The sequence below is a fragment of the Pedobacter sp. NEAU-ZC8 genome (assembly GCF_059278965.1).
In genome coordinates, this window is record NZ_JCAJXC010000012.1 from 55,316 (window position 1) to 75,473 (window position 20,158).

Consider the following 20,158-nt stretch of genomic DNA (forward strand, 5'->3'; position numbering starts at 1 on the left):
AAAATCAAGTAATATGACTTTTGATTCCTTAGGTCTATCGGATGTTTTATTAAAAACCCTGACTGATCAGCATTTCTCTCAACCTACCCCGATCCAGGAAAAAGCGATTCCAGCAATTTTGAGTAAAAAGGATGTTTTAGGCATAGCCAAAACAGGCTCGGGAAAAACGGCAAGTTATGTTTTGCCAGTTCTAATGAACTTACAGGAAAGGCTACTCGTTAAGAATCGACATGCGAATGTACTGGTGCTGGTACCTACCCGTGAGCTTGCCGAGCAGGTAAAGGAGGTTTTTAAGGTATTCAGCAAAAATCTTCTGCAACCCGTTAGAACCCTAGCGGTATATGGGGGCGTATCCATCAACCCACAAATGATGGCGCTTCAAGGCGTAAACGTATTGATCGCCACACCAGGCAGGCTTCTGGATTTACTTGGTTCAAATGCCACTTCCCTCTCTGCTGTTGAAACATTGATTTTAGATGAAGCGGATAAGATGTTGAATTTAGGGTTTAAAGAAGACATGGATAAGATCATAAGTCTGCTCCCTCCAGAACGTCAAAACGTTCTATTTTCTGCCACGCTGAGCGAGGAGGTGCAAAATATTCAGCAGCTACTGCTAAAAGATCCTATTTCAATTAAAATTGATGCTGAGGAGGAATCACTTGACCTGATCAAACAAGTAGCCTATATCATATCAGACGATAAGAAAGGTCCTTTTTTGCGCTACCTGATCAAGCATCATGAAATGAAACAGGTATTGGTATTTGCATCTTCCGTACATCAGGTGGATGCCATTGTAAATAAGTTACGTAAAAACAACATCGACGCAAAAGCAATCCACAGCAAGAAAAGCCAGGGTTCCAGGACCGAATCACTTGCACAATTTAAATCCGGGAACCTGCGTGTATTGGTGGCAACCGATTTGATGGCAAGAGGAATTGACATCGATGCCTTGCCTTTTGTCATTAATTATGAATTGCCGCGCTCACCAAAGGATTATGTTCACCGGATTGGGCGAACCGGACGTGCAGGGGCACAGGGTGATGCAATTTCCTTGATTAGTACGAACGAGCTCGACCATTTTGGCGTCATACAGAAAAAAATGGGCAGGCAGGTAGCGCTAATTGATGGGGAGCAAATTAAACTCACCTCATAAACAATGGCCTCATTCCGCCTTGACCAATCTTTTGGAGCGGAGCAATTATCAAATAAGGGGATAAATGAGGCTGAAACAGTATCTTTGACGAATATGGGTTACGCAAAAGAAAGAGGAAAGCTGGAAAAGCTATCCACAAAGGTTAATGCTTTAACAATTTACGATGACAAGAGTCTGGCAATCATCACAGACATTTATGAGCAGTATTCTCATACCATTAGAATACTTAAAAATAAAAACCCAGACACCTTTACCGAGGCTTACGAAAAAGATCTTCCACAAGTGAAACTGGTTAGAAATTCACTAAAGCTGAGTGAAGAAGCAGATCGTCAAGATGATTTCATAAAATTTAAAAATGCACTTTCAGCTGCATTGAACAGTGCCATTGCCTTGACGAACGAAGCAAAGTAACCTCTCTAAAGAAAGATTTTCGAGTGCAATCTGGAGGGCGTCAAACTTGAATCACAAGCTAAATCCCAGGGGTACATTCTTAACATCGTAGCTGTCATCGACAACACTGGCATTGATGTACTGTGTATTTGGCCTATTCCATCGTCCATAGGACCCGTGTATGTGGCCAAAAACGTGAAACTTAGGCTTTATTCGCTTCACGTGCCTTAGAAGATCTGCACAACCAACATGGTCATTGAGACCAACCCTGTCACGAATTCCCATAGGTGGGCCATGGGTAACCAAAATATCTGTCGTAGCTGGAATAAGTTTCCAATGTTTATTGATGACCCTGCCTCTATCGCGATTGAAGGCCCAGTCAAAAAATCTTGGGGTTACAGGTGATCCCCAGATGTTTATACCGTTAATGGTTATACCGCTATCGTTTAAATACACCAGGTTTTCAGGCAGCACCTTGCTTATGTATTGCGTTGAAGCTTCTTCAAAGAAAAAGTCATGATTACCAGCAATGAAGATTTTATGCTCATAATCAAGTTTGCTATACCAATTCATAAAATCCATGCAAGACCTTTCAGTTCCATCTTTACTCAAGTCACCGGCATGAATGATGACATCAGCTTGTGGTAGGCTTTTCAAGAGCCGGTGCTTACCGTGGGTATCTGATAAACAAAGAAATTTCATAGGCGATAAAGGGATATAATGAAAGTCGATTAGAAGTTCTACAAATCGTATAAACTCGTTATTGATGTGATGCAACTTTTAAATTTGCTTAGCACCTCTTTGTTCCCAATTAACTTCAATCTGGGCGAAAATTGCAGCAGGAAACCAGTTAATTCCGGACTCCATTCCAAGTCAACGGTAAAACGAATGTAATTCCGACCCGGTTCATCTTCAACGATATTGAATGTAGGATGAATCGGCGTTTTCTTTAGATATCCATACATCCACAAGTCAGCTGTTTCCAGCTTTAACTGATAGACTGTCGGTGCGGCATCAAGGTTTGTGCGGAAGATTCCGAAAGCATGTTCAAAATACTTGTGCGGATTGAAATTTTTAAGATTCGCAATGTGGTCCCTGAAGTGCTGACCCTGTTGAAGTACCCTGACCACTCTGTTCAGTCCGAAAACTTTCAAATCATTCACCCGCAGATAGATTTTACTTTTACCATCCCAGTCTTTCAAGGGATAAGCGAGCATATACCAGCAATTCTGCCATTCTTTGAGCAATACCGGCAACACCCGATATGTTGTATACGATTTACGCTCAAATGGCAGGTAATGCAGATCAATCGACTGAAGTTGCTCAATACAACTTACAAGATCATCAAAATGCTCCTGGCCTTCCATCCTGCCCTCTTTGCTTAGTACAACGGGTCGCCAGTGAATGGAATTCATATCATTTTCAAGATTCTTTTCTTTGGCTAAAGCTTTCAATTTATAGAGTATATTCTGTCCTTCATTTCCACTGAACAAATGTTCATAGCCTTTTAATGACCGGCAAATATCCAGCAAGCTGCGCATATCCTTTCGATCGAAATCGTTGAAAGCAGCATATTCAGCTGCATAGTAATAACCACCTTTTTGCCTGCTAAAACGAACTGGTTGCTTTTCATCAGGGTATTTATTTCTGACAATAGCTTTAAGCTTACTAATATCGTTTTCAAGGGTTCTCTCCGCAATTGGCGAACCCGATTGGACAAGTTCATTATAATTCTGAATGCCCGGGTAGCGCTTTTGCCGGATCAACTCGTCCCACTTAAGCAGGCGGTCAGTTTGTGTCATACAATTAATATTTTAATTCTCTAAAAGATATCTTGAGTTTTCCCTAAATGGTTTCCACCATTTCAGGTTGTGAAAACAGCCATTCTAACTTTTCTATCACTTGCTTTTGAGGCTTTGTTGCAAACACACCATGGGGAAGATCCTTTCGAAGTCCCCGTACAAACAAATAAATTACACCACCAAACTGTGTGTCGTAATCAAACGCAGGCAGGCGACTTTTCAGATATTTCTTTATCGCCAACGTATAAAGCAAGTATTGCAGGTGATAATTATTTTCATTCATAGCGATCTGTAGACGTTCACTGGAATAATCCGACAGTGTGTTCCCCAGATGGTTGGATTTCCAGTCGAGCACGAAGTATTTACCCTGGTGTTCAAAAAACAAATCTATTTTACCATTCATCACCCCTTCAAGCTCCCTATATTCGTTCACCGCTATGTTCATGTCTTCCGTTCCAAGACGATTTAAATCGTTTACCTGAAAAGGAGAAACCCTGAAATCAAATTCAAGCTCATGAATGCTTTTGGATGTATTTACATCAGCTAACCGGAACCGATCTTCACCAAGGTCGATTGAAGCATTCAATACCTGATCCAGCATCATTTTCAGCATTTCGGTATAACGTTCTGATTGCAGTGGTGCAAATCGTTGTACCGCATTCCTGATTGCATAATCCCATTTTCCACTATGGTTGAAGGCTATATTCTCAAAGATGTTGTGCAACATGTTTCCTGTCGTTGCACCTTTAAGAAGTTGCGAATACATGAAGTGATCGTACTTGTCCTCCTGCACCGCGGCAGGACTTCTCAGGCTAATATCATGTCTTCGCTTCAACATGGAATAGCTCATCTTCCGCCAGTTTTGCTGAGCAAGTTCAAACCTTACCGGCTTAGCGCTTATCCGGGAAAGTGGAATTTCCGTGCTTGCATAGGAGTATTCCGATGAAACTTCAAGCTTTTCGTTTATGAATTTAATAAACTGTGTGGGTGCCTGGTAAAGCGCTCTCAGAAAAACGGAAAGGGATGAGTTGTTGAATCTACCCGTATTGTTCTTAAACAGAAAGCATTTATAAACCGCTCGGGTCACTGCAACATAGACCAGCCTCCTGTTCTCTTGTTCAAGCTGCGTTTCATAAGCTTCTTTTTGCTCAGCAGTCAAAGACGCTTTTTCAAGGGAAACGTACTCACCGGTAAGGGCATCGCGGTAACTGCAATGTGAATGTTTATTCGTTACCATCAGGTCCAGGAAAGGCGCTAAAACGATATTATACTCCAATCCCTTGCTTTTATGTATGGTTACGATTTTAATTGATTCTTCATCACTTTCGATGCGCTGCTCAAATTCATCGCCCGTGTTTTCCATGCCTTCCATACCGCGCTTCAGCCAACTTAAGACCTCCAGCGGTACAAGCTTTTTTGTACTCTGAACCTTGTGCAGCAGTTCAAACAATTGAAATAAGTTGGTTAAGATCCGCTCACCGGATGGCGTATTTCTATATAGCAAGACTTTCTTTACCTGGTAGTCGGCAACGAAGGCCTGTAATGCCGGATAAATCCCGTCTTTTTCCCAAAGGGCCTTATATTTTTTGAAAAGCTTGATAGCATGCTCCTCATCCATATCACGGATTTCGGAGTCTGTAAAACCCGTAAAAGGCGATAACAATGCCTTGTTAATTGAAGCCATGGAGATGTCGTTCATGGCCTGCAAAACATACAATAAATAGCTGCTTTCATCAGACTGCAAGACCTTTGCCTCTCCAATCGTCACCGCGGGAATCCCGTATTTTGAGAGCTGACGTTTAATCAGCTGCCCTTCTTTGTTTCCCCTCACGAGGATACCAATATCTGCAGGTCTAACGGATCTTTGGCCATGATCTTTTTTGATGGTATACGCGTTTGAAGATAGTAGCTCAACTACCTGTGCGGTAACCGCCTCACAGAGGTCGTCCTTTTTGGCAGCGGTGATAATGGACATGGGTACGTCTGCCTGATTTTCATAACATAGTTCACCCTTGCCATTGGGTACTGGAGAATCCACATGGATGTACTCGATGGCAGATTCCGCCTGTTGAAAATGGAAAGTATCAAAGTCCTCATGAGGTTTGAAAAACAGGTTCATCGCTTCTATGTAGGATTCGGATGATCTGTAATTGTTGTTCATGCTATACAAATGCTCCACTTGCTCCTGTGCCTTGAAGTAGGTGAAAATATCTGCTTTTCTCCAGGCGTAGATGGACTGTTTCGGGTCGCCTATGTAAAAGAGGATTGTGCTTTGACCGTATGCTTTTTGAAATATCTCATACTGCATACGATCTGTATCCTGAAACTCATCGATAAATACAGCCTTATACTTGGTCCGAAGACAAGCAACAAGTTCCACATTTTCTCGAGTAACCAGTGCTTTGTGTAGATTCTGAATCAAATCATCATAGGACATCTGATTGTTTGCAGATTTATGAAAATCAATTCCTTTTGAAACTTCATTAATCGCCAGACAGTTCAGCTTACGAATGAGTTCCTTGATCTTATCACGACGTCGCTCTACCGCTTCATGACAAATTTCCAATCGCTCGAGCAATGCCGGATAGACCTTAATCACGTTCACCTTATCTCTTTTAGACCATAACAGATCAAGGAACTTCACCGGATTTTCGAGTTGTTGCACCAAGTTCTTTCTGCAGTAAGCATTTGAATTCCCACTCTTCGTGATGTCTTCCATTTCGACAACTACATGATCCAGCAAAGCCTCGCGCAAACCGGACTCCTCCGCTTCAATGACTTTCAACTCTTCAAGCAGCATTAAATGTTCTTCCTCACAGCAAGTATAATCGGTTGATGCATTATAGTTATAATAGCGTTTTCCAGTCAGGTGTTCCTTAACTACCATACCGATGCTTTCTCTAGTCAGGCCCGAAAGCTGCAGATGACGAAGCAGATCAACGGGAATCACGGTGACGTGCCTGCGCCAGAATTTGTTCATTTCATCCTGTAACATAGCACTTGTGTCCTGAATAAGTTCGGCACCAAAAAGCTGGCCGGTCTCAAATGCGAACTCATTCAAGGTTTGCTGACAAAAGCTATGGATAGTCAGCACAGAAGTTTCATCCAGGAATAAAACAGCCTCCTGAAGCAAAGCTTGTGCTTTTTCTAAGCCTGCCCTATTGATCGCAGTTTGCACCAAGCCGGTGATGGTCGTGTCAGTAATGTCTTCCCCGCGACTTACCTTATACGCTTGCCGTATAAACAATCGAATACGTTCCTCCAGCTCCGCCACTGCAGCCTTGGTAAAGGTGACCATGAGGATTTCTTTTATCGGGATCTCATTCTCCAAAATCAGCCGTAAACTAAGCACGGCAATAGAATACGTCTTACCGGTTCCGGCACTTGCTTCGATCAGGTTGCTTCCCGCGAGCGGGACAATACTTGCATTAAATTCTTTAAAGTCTGGCATAAGAGCGTTATTCAGGGTTAGGGTAATAGTCAGCAAATAGTTCTTCAAGTGGCAGCAACAATAACCTGGCGCATTCTTTATAGCGATCTAAAGTCATTTCCAGATCGAAGTGCCCTTCATTGTACTTGATCAAAAGGTACCGGTCCGAACAATCATAACCATGGGGGTTCGCAACCTTACCAACTTTTGATCTAAAGTCGTCAAAGGTCAGCGTGTCAATTTCCGCTGGTTTGATGTCGAAGTCTGTGTGAAAGGTCAGTGCCATACGATGACCAGCCATGTAAAGCGTAAGGAGTTCTACCAATTTCTTTTTTGCCTTCAAAGGATCAATCGTCCCGGATCGGTACAATTTATCGTTAGCGGCACTAATGAAGTACAGATCCAACTCGTATCCGGAAGCCCGGGCAGCAAGGTACTTGATGTATGCCTCCAGCAAGTACTTGGTTTCTTTTGACGACCAGGAGAGCACAACCATTTTTTCTTTATATACGCGGTTCAGCGTGCCAACCAAGGTGACTTCCACAGGCTCCTTCTGCAACTCCCCTCCAATCGGAACAGCTATTTGCAGGTTTACAGGAATAAAGCGCTCTTCAACATCTCCTATCAGCGCCCTAAAACGTGCCCGCACCGGGTCTACTGTTTCATTCGCGTCTTCCAGCACAACATTCGCCATGTTCTTCAAGGGCAGTCCGCCTGTTTTAACGAGTTTGTTCCTGAGCTGCGGGATGTCTTCAGGATAGCATTCCAACAGCTGATTCTTCAATCCCCAGGTTTGCAAATGATCCAGATCAAACAGCTCCGTATCGCTAAGCAGCACTTCTTCCTCATTGTAATATATACTGAGCGCTTTGTTGTAATAGCCTTTTATCGGGTTCTTTAAGAAGTTCAGCAAACTATCCAACTGTACTTCGCTGAAGTCAAACTGATCTGTCTTCCTGACAACTGCTCGCTCCAGCAGTCGATCGCTTTCTATCAGATAGGTGTATAACTTAGAATCTTCAGCCTGGTACTTCCTGCTAAAGCCATGAAGGGGATGTTTCGTAATCAATTTATCCCCTGCTCTAGTCCCCGGCAGCGCTGTCTGTATGTAATCGATCAGTTCATCCACAAGTGCTGAGGGGGGAATCGCAGTATTGTCTTTGACACTTTGGCCCAGGTAGCTGATGTACAAATAGTCGCCAGTAGAAAGCAACGTTTCCAAGAACAGATGCTTATCATTTTCTTTAATATTTCTGTCGCCTTTACGCTTCTCTTTGTCGATCAGGTTAAACATCAACTGGGAGGCTTTCCTTGGAAATTTGTCGAAGTTCATGCCCAATAACGCAACTACACGGAAGGGTATGCTGCGCATCGGGATCAGCGAACAGAAGGTTATTCCGTATCCTCCAAAAGCGCCGGATTTTACCATGCCGCTAATGGACTGCTGAATGCTATAATTAAAAAGCGCATAGCTGACAGGCTCCGATATTATAGTATTAAGGATATTGTATTCTTCCAGCTGCTTCATCAATACCGCGTAATCCTCATCTTCTTCCTCCGTAGCATCAAACACGAGGTTCAGCAGTACATTTTCCACATGACCTACCCAGCCGGTAATCGTTCTTGGCCGGTTTCTTTCCTCGACGGTGTCAATCAGTACCTCCATGAAGTGACAGAACCTGATGATCTCCAGGGCATCATCCCCTTCCAGCATGTCTAAGGGGAAAAGAACGTCGTTCTCCAAGAAGTACTCCTCATCGCCGCTCATGCATATTCCGTACATGATGCGATTCATGGCATATCTCCAACTTACAAAGATGGTGTCATCCGCAGCTGCACCTTCGATACCAAATCGGAAATTCGCAGCCGCCACCACTTTCCGGATCAGCGGCAGGTTACTGAGCCTGAACCGCTTCCTTAGGTAACCCGAATCGAGCAGTTGCATCACTTGTTCTGCCTTGAAGTTCTCTGCGTTGATGGACAGTACCGCCAGTAATGCGGCTGCTATACTGTCGCTGGCACTGTAATTTTCATCTGCCAGACTATATGGAAAACGATGCGGTGCATTGTTAAATATCGCTTTGATGTAAGGCGCATAGGTATCCATATCGGTAACCATGACGACAATGTCACGTGCAGACAAATTTTCCTGCCGACTGTCGATCAGATGAACAAGATAATTGTAAAGCGCTTCCACTTCCCGCACCGGGGTAAAACATGAGCTGATCACCAGTGATCCGTCTTCTACATCTTCGAGGCATAAGGCTTCACGCTCCGCATCGGGGCGGTTGTTAAATAAATCTGCCTGTATTTTGTGAAGCAGCGAATCTTCCAGGGGTTCCATAAGGGCGATCGGTTCATAGGCATTCACCAGCGCGTCATTTTCAAACAGGAGTCCAAAGGTATTCTGAATGACCTTTCCCCAGCTGGTTAACAGGGCGTTGCCTAAGCTTTGCTCATTTGGCTCAAAGAGTCCTTTTTTCTTCAATATGGCGACTTGTTTTTCATGTTTATCCTCGAACCAGTAAACCTCTGGTGCCGGGTTCAACATGTAAAAAGCCAGATCAATATGTTCGGCAATCTTATGAAAAATATCCAGGTGAAAGGCTGTTAAAACAGACATACCTGCAAGCTGTACTAAAGGCATTTGTTCCTGCAGCAAGCCCCTTTTCCGGGGATCGCTTAGAGCAGTGCTGATATAATCTGCTATTGCGGTTTTATCCGGAAGGCTGCCATCAGCACGCTTACGGGCCTCCAGCCAAAGGTATTGCTGCCAGTCTTCATGCTCCATGCCGACCTTCGTACCCGCGTTCCAACTGCGGATCATTTCCGGGCGGTACATCTGGTACTGGTCAAAGAGGTCGGACAATTTCTCCGCGAGCGCAAGCCGTTTCAGGTCTTTGTCGGCAGCATCCAGGCTGTAATAGGAAGCAACTGTTTTGTAACGTTCTATGAAAGCTTCATCTGCAAGTATGGTATACAGCAGCCAGCATTGATTTTGTGGTGATAAAGACTGCTGAAATTTACCTTCCAGCACGCGATAAACCTGCTGGATAAGTTCATTAGGCTTAAGAAATCGGAAATTCGCGGCAATACCCAGCTGGCTTGCAAGCTGCAGTTTCAGCCAGCTGTTCATGCCCTCGGTTTGCGTAATGAGGTAATTTGGTTGAAATACAGATGCAGGCTGATCTTTAAGATCCGCACACAACTGCTTTGTTAAGTCAAGGAGGGAATTAGAAACCTTTAAATGGAGCGCCATATATTCTTATTGGGTGAGAACTAATCGTTAATAAACCTTTCCGCAATGCCGGAAGCCCTTTCTACTTTGCCTTCAGCAGTCTGCATGATCACCGTCTTTGTACCCTGAATGAAGATCTTGTGCTTTGCACGGGTAACGCCTGTGTACAGCAACTCGCTGGTAAGCAGTGCAATTTGCTCCTTCAATGGCAATACGACCATAACCTGATCGAACTCCGACCCCTGACTCTTGTGAATGGTCATTGCGAAAACCGTTTCCACCTGCGAGATCAAACCCGGGAAGATTCCCCGCAGCGTACCGGCGCTGTCTTCGAACCAGGCTTTCAGTACCCCTTTATCATCCGGGCGGACAATGCCGACGTCACCATTGAACAGACCAAGCGCATAGTTGTTGCTGGTGATGATGATTGGACGGTTCTCATAGAAATCTCCGCTCAGGTGTATCAAGTCCTTGCTGGCGAGATACTGCTCCACCTTTCGGTTCAGCGCATACAAGCCCTGGTCACCTTCCCGGATGGCACATAGTACGCGCAGCTTATTCAACTTCTGTAAGGCCGTTTTTATATCCGGTTCCTTAATGTATTCCGCATAACCGGCTACAAAGGAATCAAAAAGCCTTTGAGAATGCTGCTCATCAATAAGCACCTGCGGGTCTGCATCAGCTTGCAGAAAGGCCGTTATGCTCGGCAAGTCATTATTAATGATCGCTTTGCTCAGCTTGCCTATACCGCCGGCACTGGTAAAGCGGTGACTGAACCTAAGCTCTACGATATGCTGGAACAAGGGATGTTCAGTTGCCTGCTCTGGAATGGGAGACTGAGCAATCAAACTTCCGTTAAGCCCATTGATCAGGGCCGTACGTTCTTGACTGAAGCGATTGGGTTGTTCCTGTGCCTGGCATAGATCGCCAAACAAACTTCCAGCTTCTACGGAGGCAAGTTGATCTTTATCCCCGAGCATGATGAGCCTGGTTTGTGGGCCGATGGCATCCAGGAGTTTGGCAAAAAGGGCCACCCCGATCATGGAAGACTCATCAATGATCACCACGTCATGTTGCAAGGGATTTTGTTTATTGTGTTTAAAGTAAGGCGTACCGACCAGTGTTTTCAGCAGGCGGTGAATGGTGCTTGGTTCCAGCGAATGCATCTGCTCCGCAATGCTGGCATCGATACTTAGGGAAGCTGTTTTAAGCGATTCTGCCATTCGTGCCGCGGCTTTACCGGTAGGTGCAGCAAGTGCAACCTTAAGGTTCGGATTGATCTTAAATAAGATGGATAGGATCTTCGCTACCGTAGTGGTTTTGCCGGTACCAGGACCACCGGTAATGATGGTAAAATTGTTCAGCACAGCAGATATTGCGGCAGCCTGCTGCCAATCGGTAGCTGCTTCGCTACCCTCCGCTGGCTTGGGGAAAAGCGCGCCGATGAAATCCGCCTGCCCCTTCAATGCCCTGGCCCTTTCTCCTTCCAACTGCTGTTCTGTTGCGATGAATTCAGCGATTCGGTCCAGGATTAGCGTTTCGTAGTTGAAGTACCGTTGCAAGTAAAGCTTCTTGTTGTGCAGTACGAATGGCTGTTTATCCAGCAGATTACTAGTTACAAAAGGCAGATCAGACAATACGGAAGGATCCTGCAACAGGTTTTGATAAGCCAGGGGCAGTTCAGCTTTTTTCGTTTCCAGATCATCCAACTGCAGGCAGATGTGCCCTTCACTTAGCTTCCTGGAAGCCAGATATGCGTAAGGTTGGAGTCTGGGATCCGCGAAAAAGGAGGCGAACTGATGATGAACGTCGTTAAGTGTATGCATTTGAGCGCTAATTAAGCCACAATATATGTTATTTCTGAATCAATTAATTTAGCAACCATGAAGAAAATGGAAGCTAAATTACTGGCGTCCCTTCTTGCGGCACCTGCCCTTATGCATATCCCGCAGCATGGTAATATAACCGTGTATTACAGCTTTGATGTCCTCGTAGGCGGCAGACTTCTCATTGGTACCTGGATTGAGGTAGAGTTTTCGATTGACCTCCAGCATGATTGATTCTACGTGGTCATCCTGATGGTAGTAGTTGAGCGGTACCATAGCACCGGAGTAGGGTCGGTTAATTCCCAGGGTAAAACCCGCATCCTTGAAATAGATCTGAGAGGCAACGATATAATGCATTGGCGTATGAAAAGGATCTGTACCAATATTGAAGTCCGGGCGATTTGGCCGCTGATCCAGGTCTCTGTTAAAGGGGCTATCGGAGAAAGAATGGCAGTCTAAGATCAAGGCCCTTTTATAGGCAGCCAGGGACTTCTTTACCGCATGTGTCAGTACTCCATGATGCCCCCAGTAATACTGATTCAGGATCCTCATCCGGTCGCCCGGCGTTAGGACCCGCATCAATAGTCCCTCATCGGTACGATCGTATAGAACACCCATACCCAATGGAGCCATGACTTCCATGTCGTCATAGGGAAAACGTTCCACGTCGCAGTACAATCTGGATACCTTGCCCAGGATCTGCAGGTCCTGCCCATCATTAAAAAGATCATCGGTGTACCAGTCTGTAAGTTTAAGCATTTCAGCCTCAAGGGCCTCATCAGAGAGCAGGTAGGCCGCGCGGGAAGGGATGTGTGTGGAAGCGTGTGGAATATGGAGGATTACTAAACTCATTCAATTAAATTATGTTCTAATGCATTGTTGATTGCTTTTAACAGGCTGGTATTGGCAAGCATTGATCAGGGGTTTCTCTTTTTCTCCAGAAAGTTTTTGAGGAAGTTGTAATGCGGGTTGGCGGGGAAGTAATCCAAGTCCAGTATATGATCCGCAACATGGTAAGATGCGGCATAGTCCAGATCCTGTTCTAACGCAGCAAACTCCTCAAAAGCGGTAAAATACCATTCGGGATTGTCGCAATCCGCATCATCTTCGGGTGTCCTAACATCGAAAAACTGACCGTTCTTCCATGGTTCGATGCCATAGAGGCCTATGCCCATGGCTTTACATCGTTCCAGTACGATCCGGAACTCCGCTTCCTTGAAGTAGGCAATGTTCATGGAATCAAAGCCGTCGTTTCTGTCATGCAGGCCATAAAAAATATGAACCCGCAAGAATGCAGCTTCCCGGATATTTCTTTCTTCGTTAGTCATAAATTTAAGGTAAAGTTCAAGATTTAAAACTGCGTTAATATTGAACGCAGTTTCCGGAGCGTATTTGTTTCTTTGTATCAGCTACCTTAGCGTTCATTATAGATCAGACCTGCAAGCAGATTGCCTGTTCCAAGCCTGCGGCCATATTTGTCGCGTGTCTCGTTTGTGCGGCAATTGTATTCACCCAGCTTATTTCCGTTTGCATTTACGGCGACTTGCCAGTTAATGCCCTGGTCCTTAATCTCACCAAGCCTGCGGCCATTTTTGTCTTTAAGAATGTCTCCCATATTGGTTCATTTAAATAGATTTATGATATGTTGAATTTGAAGTTTTCGAATTTTACATAAGGAGAATACTCGACAAAGACGCTTAAACCAAAGTAACTTCGAAGAAGGTTTTTAATGAACAACCTTGTCTCCCATTCCTTTTCTTCAAGGCTTACTTCATCGTTGAAGTTGGTCCACATCTCCTTGCTAAGATAAACATGCTGGGTTTTCAGATTATATTGGATCGGGCAATGTATGCCGCGGAAGAAGAAAATGAAATTCGGATAGTTCTTGAAATCAAATTCAATGCGCAGTCCTTGAATGAACTCGAGGTATTTCTCTTGTTTCTTAGAGTGCTCCAGATCCCGGGCCTGGCCTAATAAACCAGTTCTTAGTCGAATGAGCTCCCTTTCCTTTTTTCTTTTTTTTCCTACAGGCATATTTAATCTTGCTTTAAGTTTTTACATCAAAAGTATTTACTGCAAACCGATACTGACGAACAGTCATCTGGGAGCCACATGATTGAACATGCGGTGTTCAGTTCCGGCGTTTATCGACATGAGGTTAGTATTTCAACTCCAATCGACGGTCTCTAATTCTTCAATGATGAGTGCAGCGCCAGCCACATCAATAAAGGCGACATTATTCTTAAAGACCTGAGTGGATTGTCTGGTATGTCCTACCACTTGTTTATAGCCCTCAATTTTATCGGCAAGCAGTTGATCAGGCCGCACCCATAATGGTGACTGCCGCACATCACTTCCATTCTCGTCGCCAATACCGTCTAAGAAACCAGAGGCAAGTCTATCTTCAACAAACTTCTGGTTAAGGCTATGTTCCAAGTTTGCAAAGTCAATCTGATTGTTAGTGCACCAGGTTTTGGTTAAACCTGCATGATTGAATACGATGTCCTTGTAAACGCAGCAGATCTGCAAAAGATCAATTGCCTCCTCCAGTGCTTCCCTGATGGCCGCCGCTGAAGACTCATTATACCTGCTGTACTGTTGCTGCACACCACTGAAGTAGTGATAGTCATGATTTCCGATTAAAAGCGTAACCAGGTCTGGATTGTCTCGCTTTATGCTTACAATGTCCTTGAAGTTGGCAATTTCATCCTCGGGTCTAATCCAGATATCATAGGGATCAAAGTAATCACCAACGAATATGAGCTGGTCTGTAGGTTCTAGAATATAATTTTGCCAAAAGTTTCTGCCGTGAATATCTCCGATTGCGATAATTTTCATAATATACCTATCACAGAAAAAAATAAACGATGTTACTAGTGTGATTTTCTTAATTGATATTCCAGTATTCTGGCGAGGGCAGTATCTACACAACCTGCAATATCTTTTCGGTTCTTTTCGATGTACCGGCATTTGTAATTAAATATCAGCATTTCCAGGCTCTCCCCTGCTTCGACGACTTTATCCAGAATTTCTATTTTACGGTCCATTGAGGTGCCCTCCCATTCATTAGAATATGGATCTAAGATCGTTCTGAATGTGCGGTGTGGCCAAGTGCTTCCCTGACCAAAAATCTTGTCTAAGCGTTCTTCGTAGTAATCGTGTATGTCCTCTACCATATTGATGTTTTCGATTTTCTGTAGTTTCTGCTACAATACAAAGATTGGGAAGTAAACCGCATTGAAATGGGGATGTACGAAGAACTGTTTATTTTAGCTCTTGCACTTTGAAGTCGAGCGTGAGTTCTCTAAGAAATAAGCATTGATCAATTCTCAAGCTAAATTTAAACTTTATTACGGATTGGCAGACCTACGTCAAGCATTGTAAACCGATCACATTTCATGACGCAGGTTGGTTGAAGCCATGGCATGCTGGTGTACGTGGCACACCGCGATAAATATGTGAAATTAGAAAGTGGTGACCGTGGGCTGTTCTATTGCATTTTCGACCAATAAAATCATTTGCTCACCGTGCTTTTTGATTACCTCGTAGTTCCAATCCTCATTTTCAAACATTAGTACTTGTTTGAGGCTTTCAATAGATTTGCCTTCATTGAAAAGCTCCCTCTTAGCTGCATAGTTAAAATTGTTATATCGAGAGTTACTGCTTTGACTTATCAGACACAAATTTCCGAAGTAATCCAATACTTCCTGCCGGAACTGATATACGGGATCGTTTACGTCTATAGAGCCTTCAAAGTGTTTGCGTGGAAGCAGGTGTTCCACAGAGTTATTTTGAATAAACCTAAATTTCTTAAACTTATTCTTCCCATTCTGCGAAAGTTGCAGGCTCTCCTGCTTTGACCAAAGCAAATAATCCAAATAGTTGAAAACTAACCGAGGCGTACGAACTCCAGAATGCGTCCAGTCTTTCCCCTCTAACAGCCTCTTTCTCGCAAGCTCAAGCATCTCTTGCTTTAAATCAGTTGCGGATACTAGACCGTTGTTTTCAGACACGAACCGCAGTATATGTTGCATCCATGTTTTTGACCCATTACCCGGATATGTAACATGAAACATGGATTGAAGCATAATAAGGTCATTATTCGTCGCATCATCTTCATTTTCCGAATCAGTTTTAGAAAACGTATTAACAAATGTGAGATCTTTATCATTGGAGTTCTTTGGTCGGGAGAGGTCCCATGACCAATCATCATTGCTTTCTTCCCTTTTTATGATGTAACGGTCGAATAAAAGCCTGTAATAAAGCAACGAATTTATGAATGTTACAGGGTCAGGAAACGCTGCCCCTTTATTGGTATATCCAAATGCGTCTAGCAGTTTCTTATCGTCCAGGGAAACTGTAACAGAATGATCCTTATCCGGCTGAAGACTAAGTACCTGGAGCAGGAAGTTTGGGAAATCGATGATTGCAGGATATTTCCCTTGCACTTCATGCGAACTTTTTGATCTATCAGAGTTTGGGTCTCCTAACTTTAGTAGGTCTTCCAACACAAAGATTTCACTTGTAGCGCCAGTAGTTTCTGGAGTTGATGTAAGTTGATCATTCAAAAAATTTTTCTTCTCCAAAGTATAATCCGCATTGAAGTATGCTTTTCGTAACTCCGCACTCAAAATCGACACGACATGCCTGTCCATCTGAGAACAAGCATCCCATATTTCAGCAAAGCGCTTTTTCAATTCGGGTTGGATAGTGTTAAGCTCAGAGATAAATTTCGCTTTTAGAATCTCATGTTTTTCAAGCTGTTCACCCCGATTGTTCATGATTTCGAAGTAGTGATTGATATCTGTTCCCGTTGGAACATCAATTCTAATAATTCTTACATTATCATAGAAGAAGTTGGAGAAATCTGTACACTCCTGATCAGTCTTTATATTTATAATATATTCTTCTACGTAGTCCACGGCCTTTTTGAACTTAGCCACTTCAAGATTAGCATCGTTATAATGTTTAGCCTTGTCGTAATCACTGTAAAGCATCTGCAGGTATTCTTTCACTTCTAACCTGGCATCGAAATCAATAACTGGGTTGTCTATGATTTTACTGCTTTTATTCAAAGCTTTTAACACCGCATTGATTACTGTAAGTGTACTAAACCGTTGCTGTCCATCTATGATTTCCATCGTCCCATCTTTACGGTTGTCCACGATCAGCGTACCAATGTAATATTGTGTTTTGCTGTCCTTTGAAGATTGCTGGATATCGATCAATAACTGTATAATCTCTGCTCGTTCCCACGCATAGTTTCGCTGATATAGTGGCACTATATATTTTTGGTTGCTTAATAAAGCTGAGATGTTTAGGGACGAAGGTTGTGTATTTTGTTCAGACATATTATTTTAGATTAAGGACGTTTTTAATGGCTTGTACATCGTAATTTATTTCACCAATATTAATAGAATGGTTTATAATCCGTTGCGGATAATAACTTGAGGCCATCACTTTAAAAATATTATCAGCACTGACATGGCCGTCAATTGAGCTATAAAAAACTCGTTTTTTGTTTAAACGAAGGCGGTAGGACCATTTATAAAGCACTGGAAGTGCTTCATCCAGACGGCTTGCCCCAAATCTATCATGGTAGAGAATGATCAGTGCTTTAAATAGTTCCGCTACATAACGATCACCAATCCGGTGGTGCCCATCATATTTACAATGACGCTCGAAGAAACTCTTAACCTTACTTTTTTCCTCGAAAAGGATGTTGTATTGTTTATTATAATGCTCAACAAGTTTGAAGAAAAGCCTTCCATTTACGATCGGTTGGGTAAGTTGAAATGGAAAATGACAAGGATTTCCGAAAGTCTTGTAAACCGGACTTCGCGCCATATCAGCAAGCAAGGCATCACTCATGATTAAGGCCTGCATATACGGAAGACTTACAGCATCATCGAAATTCACGCCTTTAAACTCTCCGATGTCTTCTTTGTTAAATTCTCCAGGCTTTCCGCCGCGCACCCATTTACGGATTTTGAAGATATATTTCCCCAGGTTATTTAGCTGACCTCTGGACACAGCATCTTCCCAGGCGCTCACACAGGTTCGACGCTCAGCTTCTGTTTCATCTTTCATTTCTCTTAGATGGAAAGCCTTTAAGAGGTCATATGGTTGCAAGGACCGACCTCTAGCATTTTGAGAGTCGAATAGCTGAAAAGCTTCTGATAGGTCCGTCAATACAATCTCTACAAACTGACAACTATGAAGCATGTAGTCGCCAAATTGCTTAGCATTAATCCCCCCCTTTGAGGAAAAAAAAGCCTTGATTGTCGCGTAGTTACTTAGGATGTTAGTTCTTGAATCTCTGTGATTAAATTCACTTTTAAGCAAAGGAGATTCGATCATTTCATGACCGCATTCTCGCAAATAATGAAAGATTAGGCTGATGGTAACCAGCCTTTGTTGTCCATCCACAATATCGAACGTCTCTTTGTTTCGGTGGAGAATCGTTGTGCCAATCCTATAAACTTTCTTCTCCTGCGAATTACGATGAATATCTTCCAAAAGCTGCAGAACATGCTTTGGCTGCCAGCGATATGGCCTCTGATATTCTGGAATAGTCAGCGATTTTATTAAGAGGGCGTTTAAGAAGATGTAGTCAAAAGCTGGCTTGGCATAGGGAGTCTCATTTTTTTCGTCCTTTGTAACTTTTGGTCGGTTAGTGACGTTCATTAATTCTTGTCGGCTTGGAAGAACTTCAATGCCCTGTTCATTATCATTTATAGTCATTATGGTTAATTATTGTTTATAGTGGTATGTAATAGAGGTGACATCAACTATTCAGTAGCGCGTCAAGTATTAGTATGTGTTAAGGTTTAGATTCTTCATTTAAGAAGCGTATGTAGTTACTAAAGAGCGACTCGATCTGCACCTTTGCTACTGGGTTAGCCGAATGTACTCTAAAGTCAAATTTTCTCAAATCATAGGCTTGTTCATAGACCATCCATTTGGCGCAAGCATAGCCGTCTGGCAATAAGTTCCCGTGTTCGTCTTCTCCTAGATCATTATCAAAACTGATGAATTCAGGCAACCCATACTTTTGAATATGGCCAACAAACGCGGTGAAAGAGCGAACAACTACAAAGCGTCCATCTTCACCAGGGTACACCAAGTCAACGGATCTTACATCATCCAAAAACATTTTATAAGCCATAACTTTCCTAGATACTCATTTGGGTTTCCCCAGTTCATCATTATTCTCAGTAAAAGATTAAGCTTGCGGTGAAGCAGCCAGTGCATTTTGCTGAACCTCCAAGATTAATCCTGCAGGAGCTAAAACCTTTATGCGGTTTCCATGGGACAGTATTTCCATAACCAGATCATGGGTAGCATACACCTCGACACTTAGCCTAAGTTCCTCCTCGTTATCGATAATAATTTTCTGACTACTATGCAGGGGGAAACTTTTCAAATACTTGCCTTGCTTTGGTTCAAAGGAAAGTATTACAGTCTCCATAACACCATTAAATGGGGCGATGATTCCAAAGGAATGTTGATATACGGCATCAAGGTCAAAATCTTCTGGAAAAGTGAACCGCTTCTTAGTAGTCTCGAGATTAGAAATTCGGTCTAAGCCAAAGGTCTTAACGGATCCATCATGCTCATCTTTGCCGATCACGTACCATCGACCCCTAAATTCCTTTAGTCCATAGGGTGAGATCATCCTGGTAGAGAAATCATCACTCCAAAATTTATGATATCCGTACTTGATCATCAATGTATTTTGAATAGCGTGAAGAATACCATAGAAATGTTCTGTTCCATGGGGTCTTCTCTTTTCGAAATGAATGTACCTGGCAACTGAAGATGTTCGATTAAGTGCATTAAAGGTGTCAAAAGCTTCCAGCATTCTGTTGTTGAAACCTTTGTCCTCCAGTTCTACAATTTTGTATGCTCTTTTTGAATAGTCGTACAAAATTTCTATCCTATACAAGCTTAAGATCTCTTCAATATCTCGATCAAATGTCCTCTTAGATATGTTGAAGTTATACTCCTGTATTTCTGATTCACGAGCTAATACTGCTGCAATTTCCTTGAAACTAGCTGGTGACTTCCGGAGCGTTTGAATAATGATACTGTACCTGGTAAGCGCTTCTCTTTTCGACATATTTGGTTTTCTTGTGTACAAAATAAAGGTTCTAGGTAGACAATCTATGTCTGCTCGGCAGCCAGCATACAAAAATTAATGCTCTGCTTTTTCCCCTACTCTTGTAGTCTAATATTAACAAACCGACGAGTGTATGCACCTCTACATTTCTTGTGTAAAGATTTAGATGCTGGTCTGCGCAGATCTCTTTTTATCTG

At 43.1% G+C, this 20,158-nt stretch carries 17 protein-coding genes; 2 read left to right on the forward strand and 15 right to left on the reverse strand.

What is annotated here, in order from left to right:
• The first annotated feature begins 13 nt into the window (after positions 1–13).
• Entirely contained in the window at positions 14–1,153 is a 1,140-nt protein-coding gene (locus AC5WJX_RS11050) for a DEAD/DEAH box helicase (RefSeq protein ID WP_494484554.1), read from the forward strand.
• Positions 1,154–1,156: 3 nt separating this feature from the next.
• Positions 1,157–1,564: a hypothetical protein gene (locus tag AC5WJX_RS11055; RefSeq protein WP_494484555.1), complete on the forward strand. Its 408-nt coding sequence runs from the start codon at positions 1,157–1,159 to the stop codon at positions 1,562–1,564.
• A gap of 51 nt (positions 1,565–1,615) precedes the next feature.
• On the opposite strand, the gene AC5WJX_RS11060 is transcribed toward AC5WJX_RS11055, so the two are convergent.
• The 15 genes from AC5WJX_RS11060 to AC5WJX_RS11130 form a co-directional block, all read right to left on the reverse strand.
• Positions 1,616–2,245, reverse strand: a complete 630-nt coding sequence (locus AC5WJX_RS11060) for a metallophosphatase domain-containing protein (RefSeq protein WP_494484556.1) — start codon at positions 2,243–2,245, stop codon at positions 1,616–1,618.
• Positions 2,246–2,283: 38 nt separating this feature from the next.
• Positions 2,284–3,345 carry a helix-turn-helix transcriptional regulator gene (locus AC5WJX_RS11065; protein ID WP_494484557.1) on the reverse strand — a complete coding sequence of 354 codons (1,062 nt, stop codon included), beginning with the start codon at positions 3,343–3,345 and terminating at the stop codon, positions 2,284–2,286.
• Positions 3,346–3,388: 43 nt separating this feature from the next.
• Positions 3,389–6,796 carry an exodeoxyribonuclease V subunit beta gene (gene recB / locus AC5WJX_RS11070; RefSeq protein ID WP_494484558.1) on the reverse strand — a complete coding sequence of 1,136 codons (3,408 nt, stop codon included), beginning with the start codon at positions 6,794–6,796 and terminating at the stop codon, positions 3,389–3,391.
• Positions 6,797–6,803: 7 nt separating this feature from the next.
• Positions 6,804–10,034: an exodeoxyribonuclease V subunit gamma gene (gene recC / locus AC5WJX_RS11075; protein ID WP_494484559.1), complete on the reverse strand. Its 3,231-nt coding sequence runs from the start codon at positions 10,032–10,034 to the stop codon at positions 6,804–6,806.
• A 20-nt stretch (positions 10,035–10,054) separates the two neighbouring features.
• Positions 10,055–11,839 (reverse strand): exodeoxyribonuclease V subunit alpha, encoded by a 1,785-nt coding sequence (gene recD, locus AC5WJX_RS11080; RefSeq protein WP_494484560.1) that lies wholly within the window; start codon positions 11,837–11,839, stop codon positions 10,055–10,057.
• A gap of 78 nt (positions 11,840–11,917) precedes the next feature.
• A complete protein-coding gene (locus AC5WJX_RS11085; protein ID WP_494484561.1) occupies positions 11,918–12,691 on the reverse strand; it encodes an N-formylglutamate amidohydrolase in 774 nt (257 codons plus the stop codon).
• A gap of 65 nt (positions 12,692–12,756) precedes the next feature.
• Positions 12,757–13,167 carry a hypothetical protein gene (locus AC5WJX_RS11090; protein ID WP_494484562.1) on the reverse strand — a complete coding sequence of 137 codons (411 nt, stop codon included), beginning with the start codon at positions 13,165–13,167 and terminating at the stop codon, positions 12,757–12,759.
• A gap of 86 nt (positions 13,168–13,253) precedes the next feature.
• A complete protein-coding gene (locus AC5WJX_RS11095) occupies positions 13,254–13,454 on the reverse strand; it encodes a hypothetical protein (RefSeq protein ID WP_494484563.1) in 201 nt (66 codons plus the stop codon).
• 20 nt (positions 13,455–13,474) lie between these two features.
• The gene (locus AC5WJX_RS11100; RefSeq protein ID WP_494484564.1) at positions 13,475–13,873 is read right to left on the reverse strand and encodes a hypothetical protein; all 399 of its coding nucleotides are present in this window, start codon (positions 13,871–13,873) and stop codon (positions 13,475–13,477) included.
• 132 nt (positions 13,874–14,005) lie between these two features.
• Positions 14,006–14,677, reverse strand: coding sequence for a metallophosphoesterase (locus AC5WJX_RS11105; protein WP_494484565.1), 672 nt, complete (start codon positions 14,675–14,677; stop codon positions 14,006–14,008).
• A gap of 35 nt (positions 14,678–14,712) precedes the next feature.
• The gene (locus AC5WJX_RS11110; RefSeq protein WP_494484566.1) at positions 14,713–15,015 is read right to left on the reverse strand and encodes a hypothetical protein; all 303 of its coding nucleotides are present in this window, start codon (positions 15,013–15,015) and stop codon (positions 14,713–14,715) included.
• A 288-nt stretch (positions 15,016–15,303) separates the two neighbouring features.
• Positions 15,304–17,190: a DUF262 domain-containing protein gene (locus tag AC5WJX_RS11115; protein ID WP_494484567.1), complete on the reverse strand. Its 1,887-nt coding sequence runs from the start codon at positions 17,188–17,190 to the stop codon at positions 15,304–15,306.
• Between the two features lies 1 nt (position 17,191).
• Positions 17,192–18,583: a DUF262 domain-containing protein gene (locus AC5WJX_RS11120; protein ID WP_494484568.1), complete on the reverse strand. Its 1,392-nt coding sequence runs from the start codon at positions 18,581–18,583 to the stop codon at positions 17,192–17,194.
• 79 nt (positions 18,584–18,662) lie between these two features.
• Positions 18,663–19,007: a cyclic-phosphate processing receiver domain-containing protein gene (locus AC5WJX_RS11125; RefSeq protein ID WP_494484569.1), complete on the reverse strand. Its 345-nt coding sequence runs from the start codon at positions 19,005–19,007 to the stop codon at positions 18,663–18,665.
• A gap of 57 nt (positions 19,008–19,064) precedes the next feature.
• Positions 19,065–19,961 (reverse strand): helix-turn-helix transcriptional regulator, encoded by an 897-nt coding sequence (locus tag AC5WJX_RS11130; protein WP_494484570.1) that lies wholly within the window; start codon positions 19,959–19,961, stop codon positions 19,065–19,067.
• Positions 19,962–20,158: the final 197 nt, after the last annotated feature.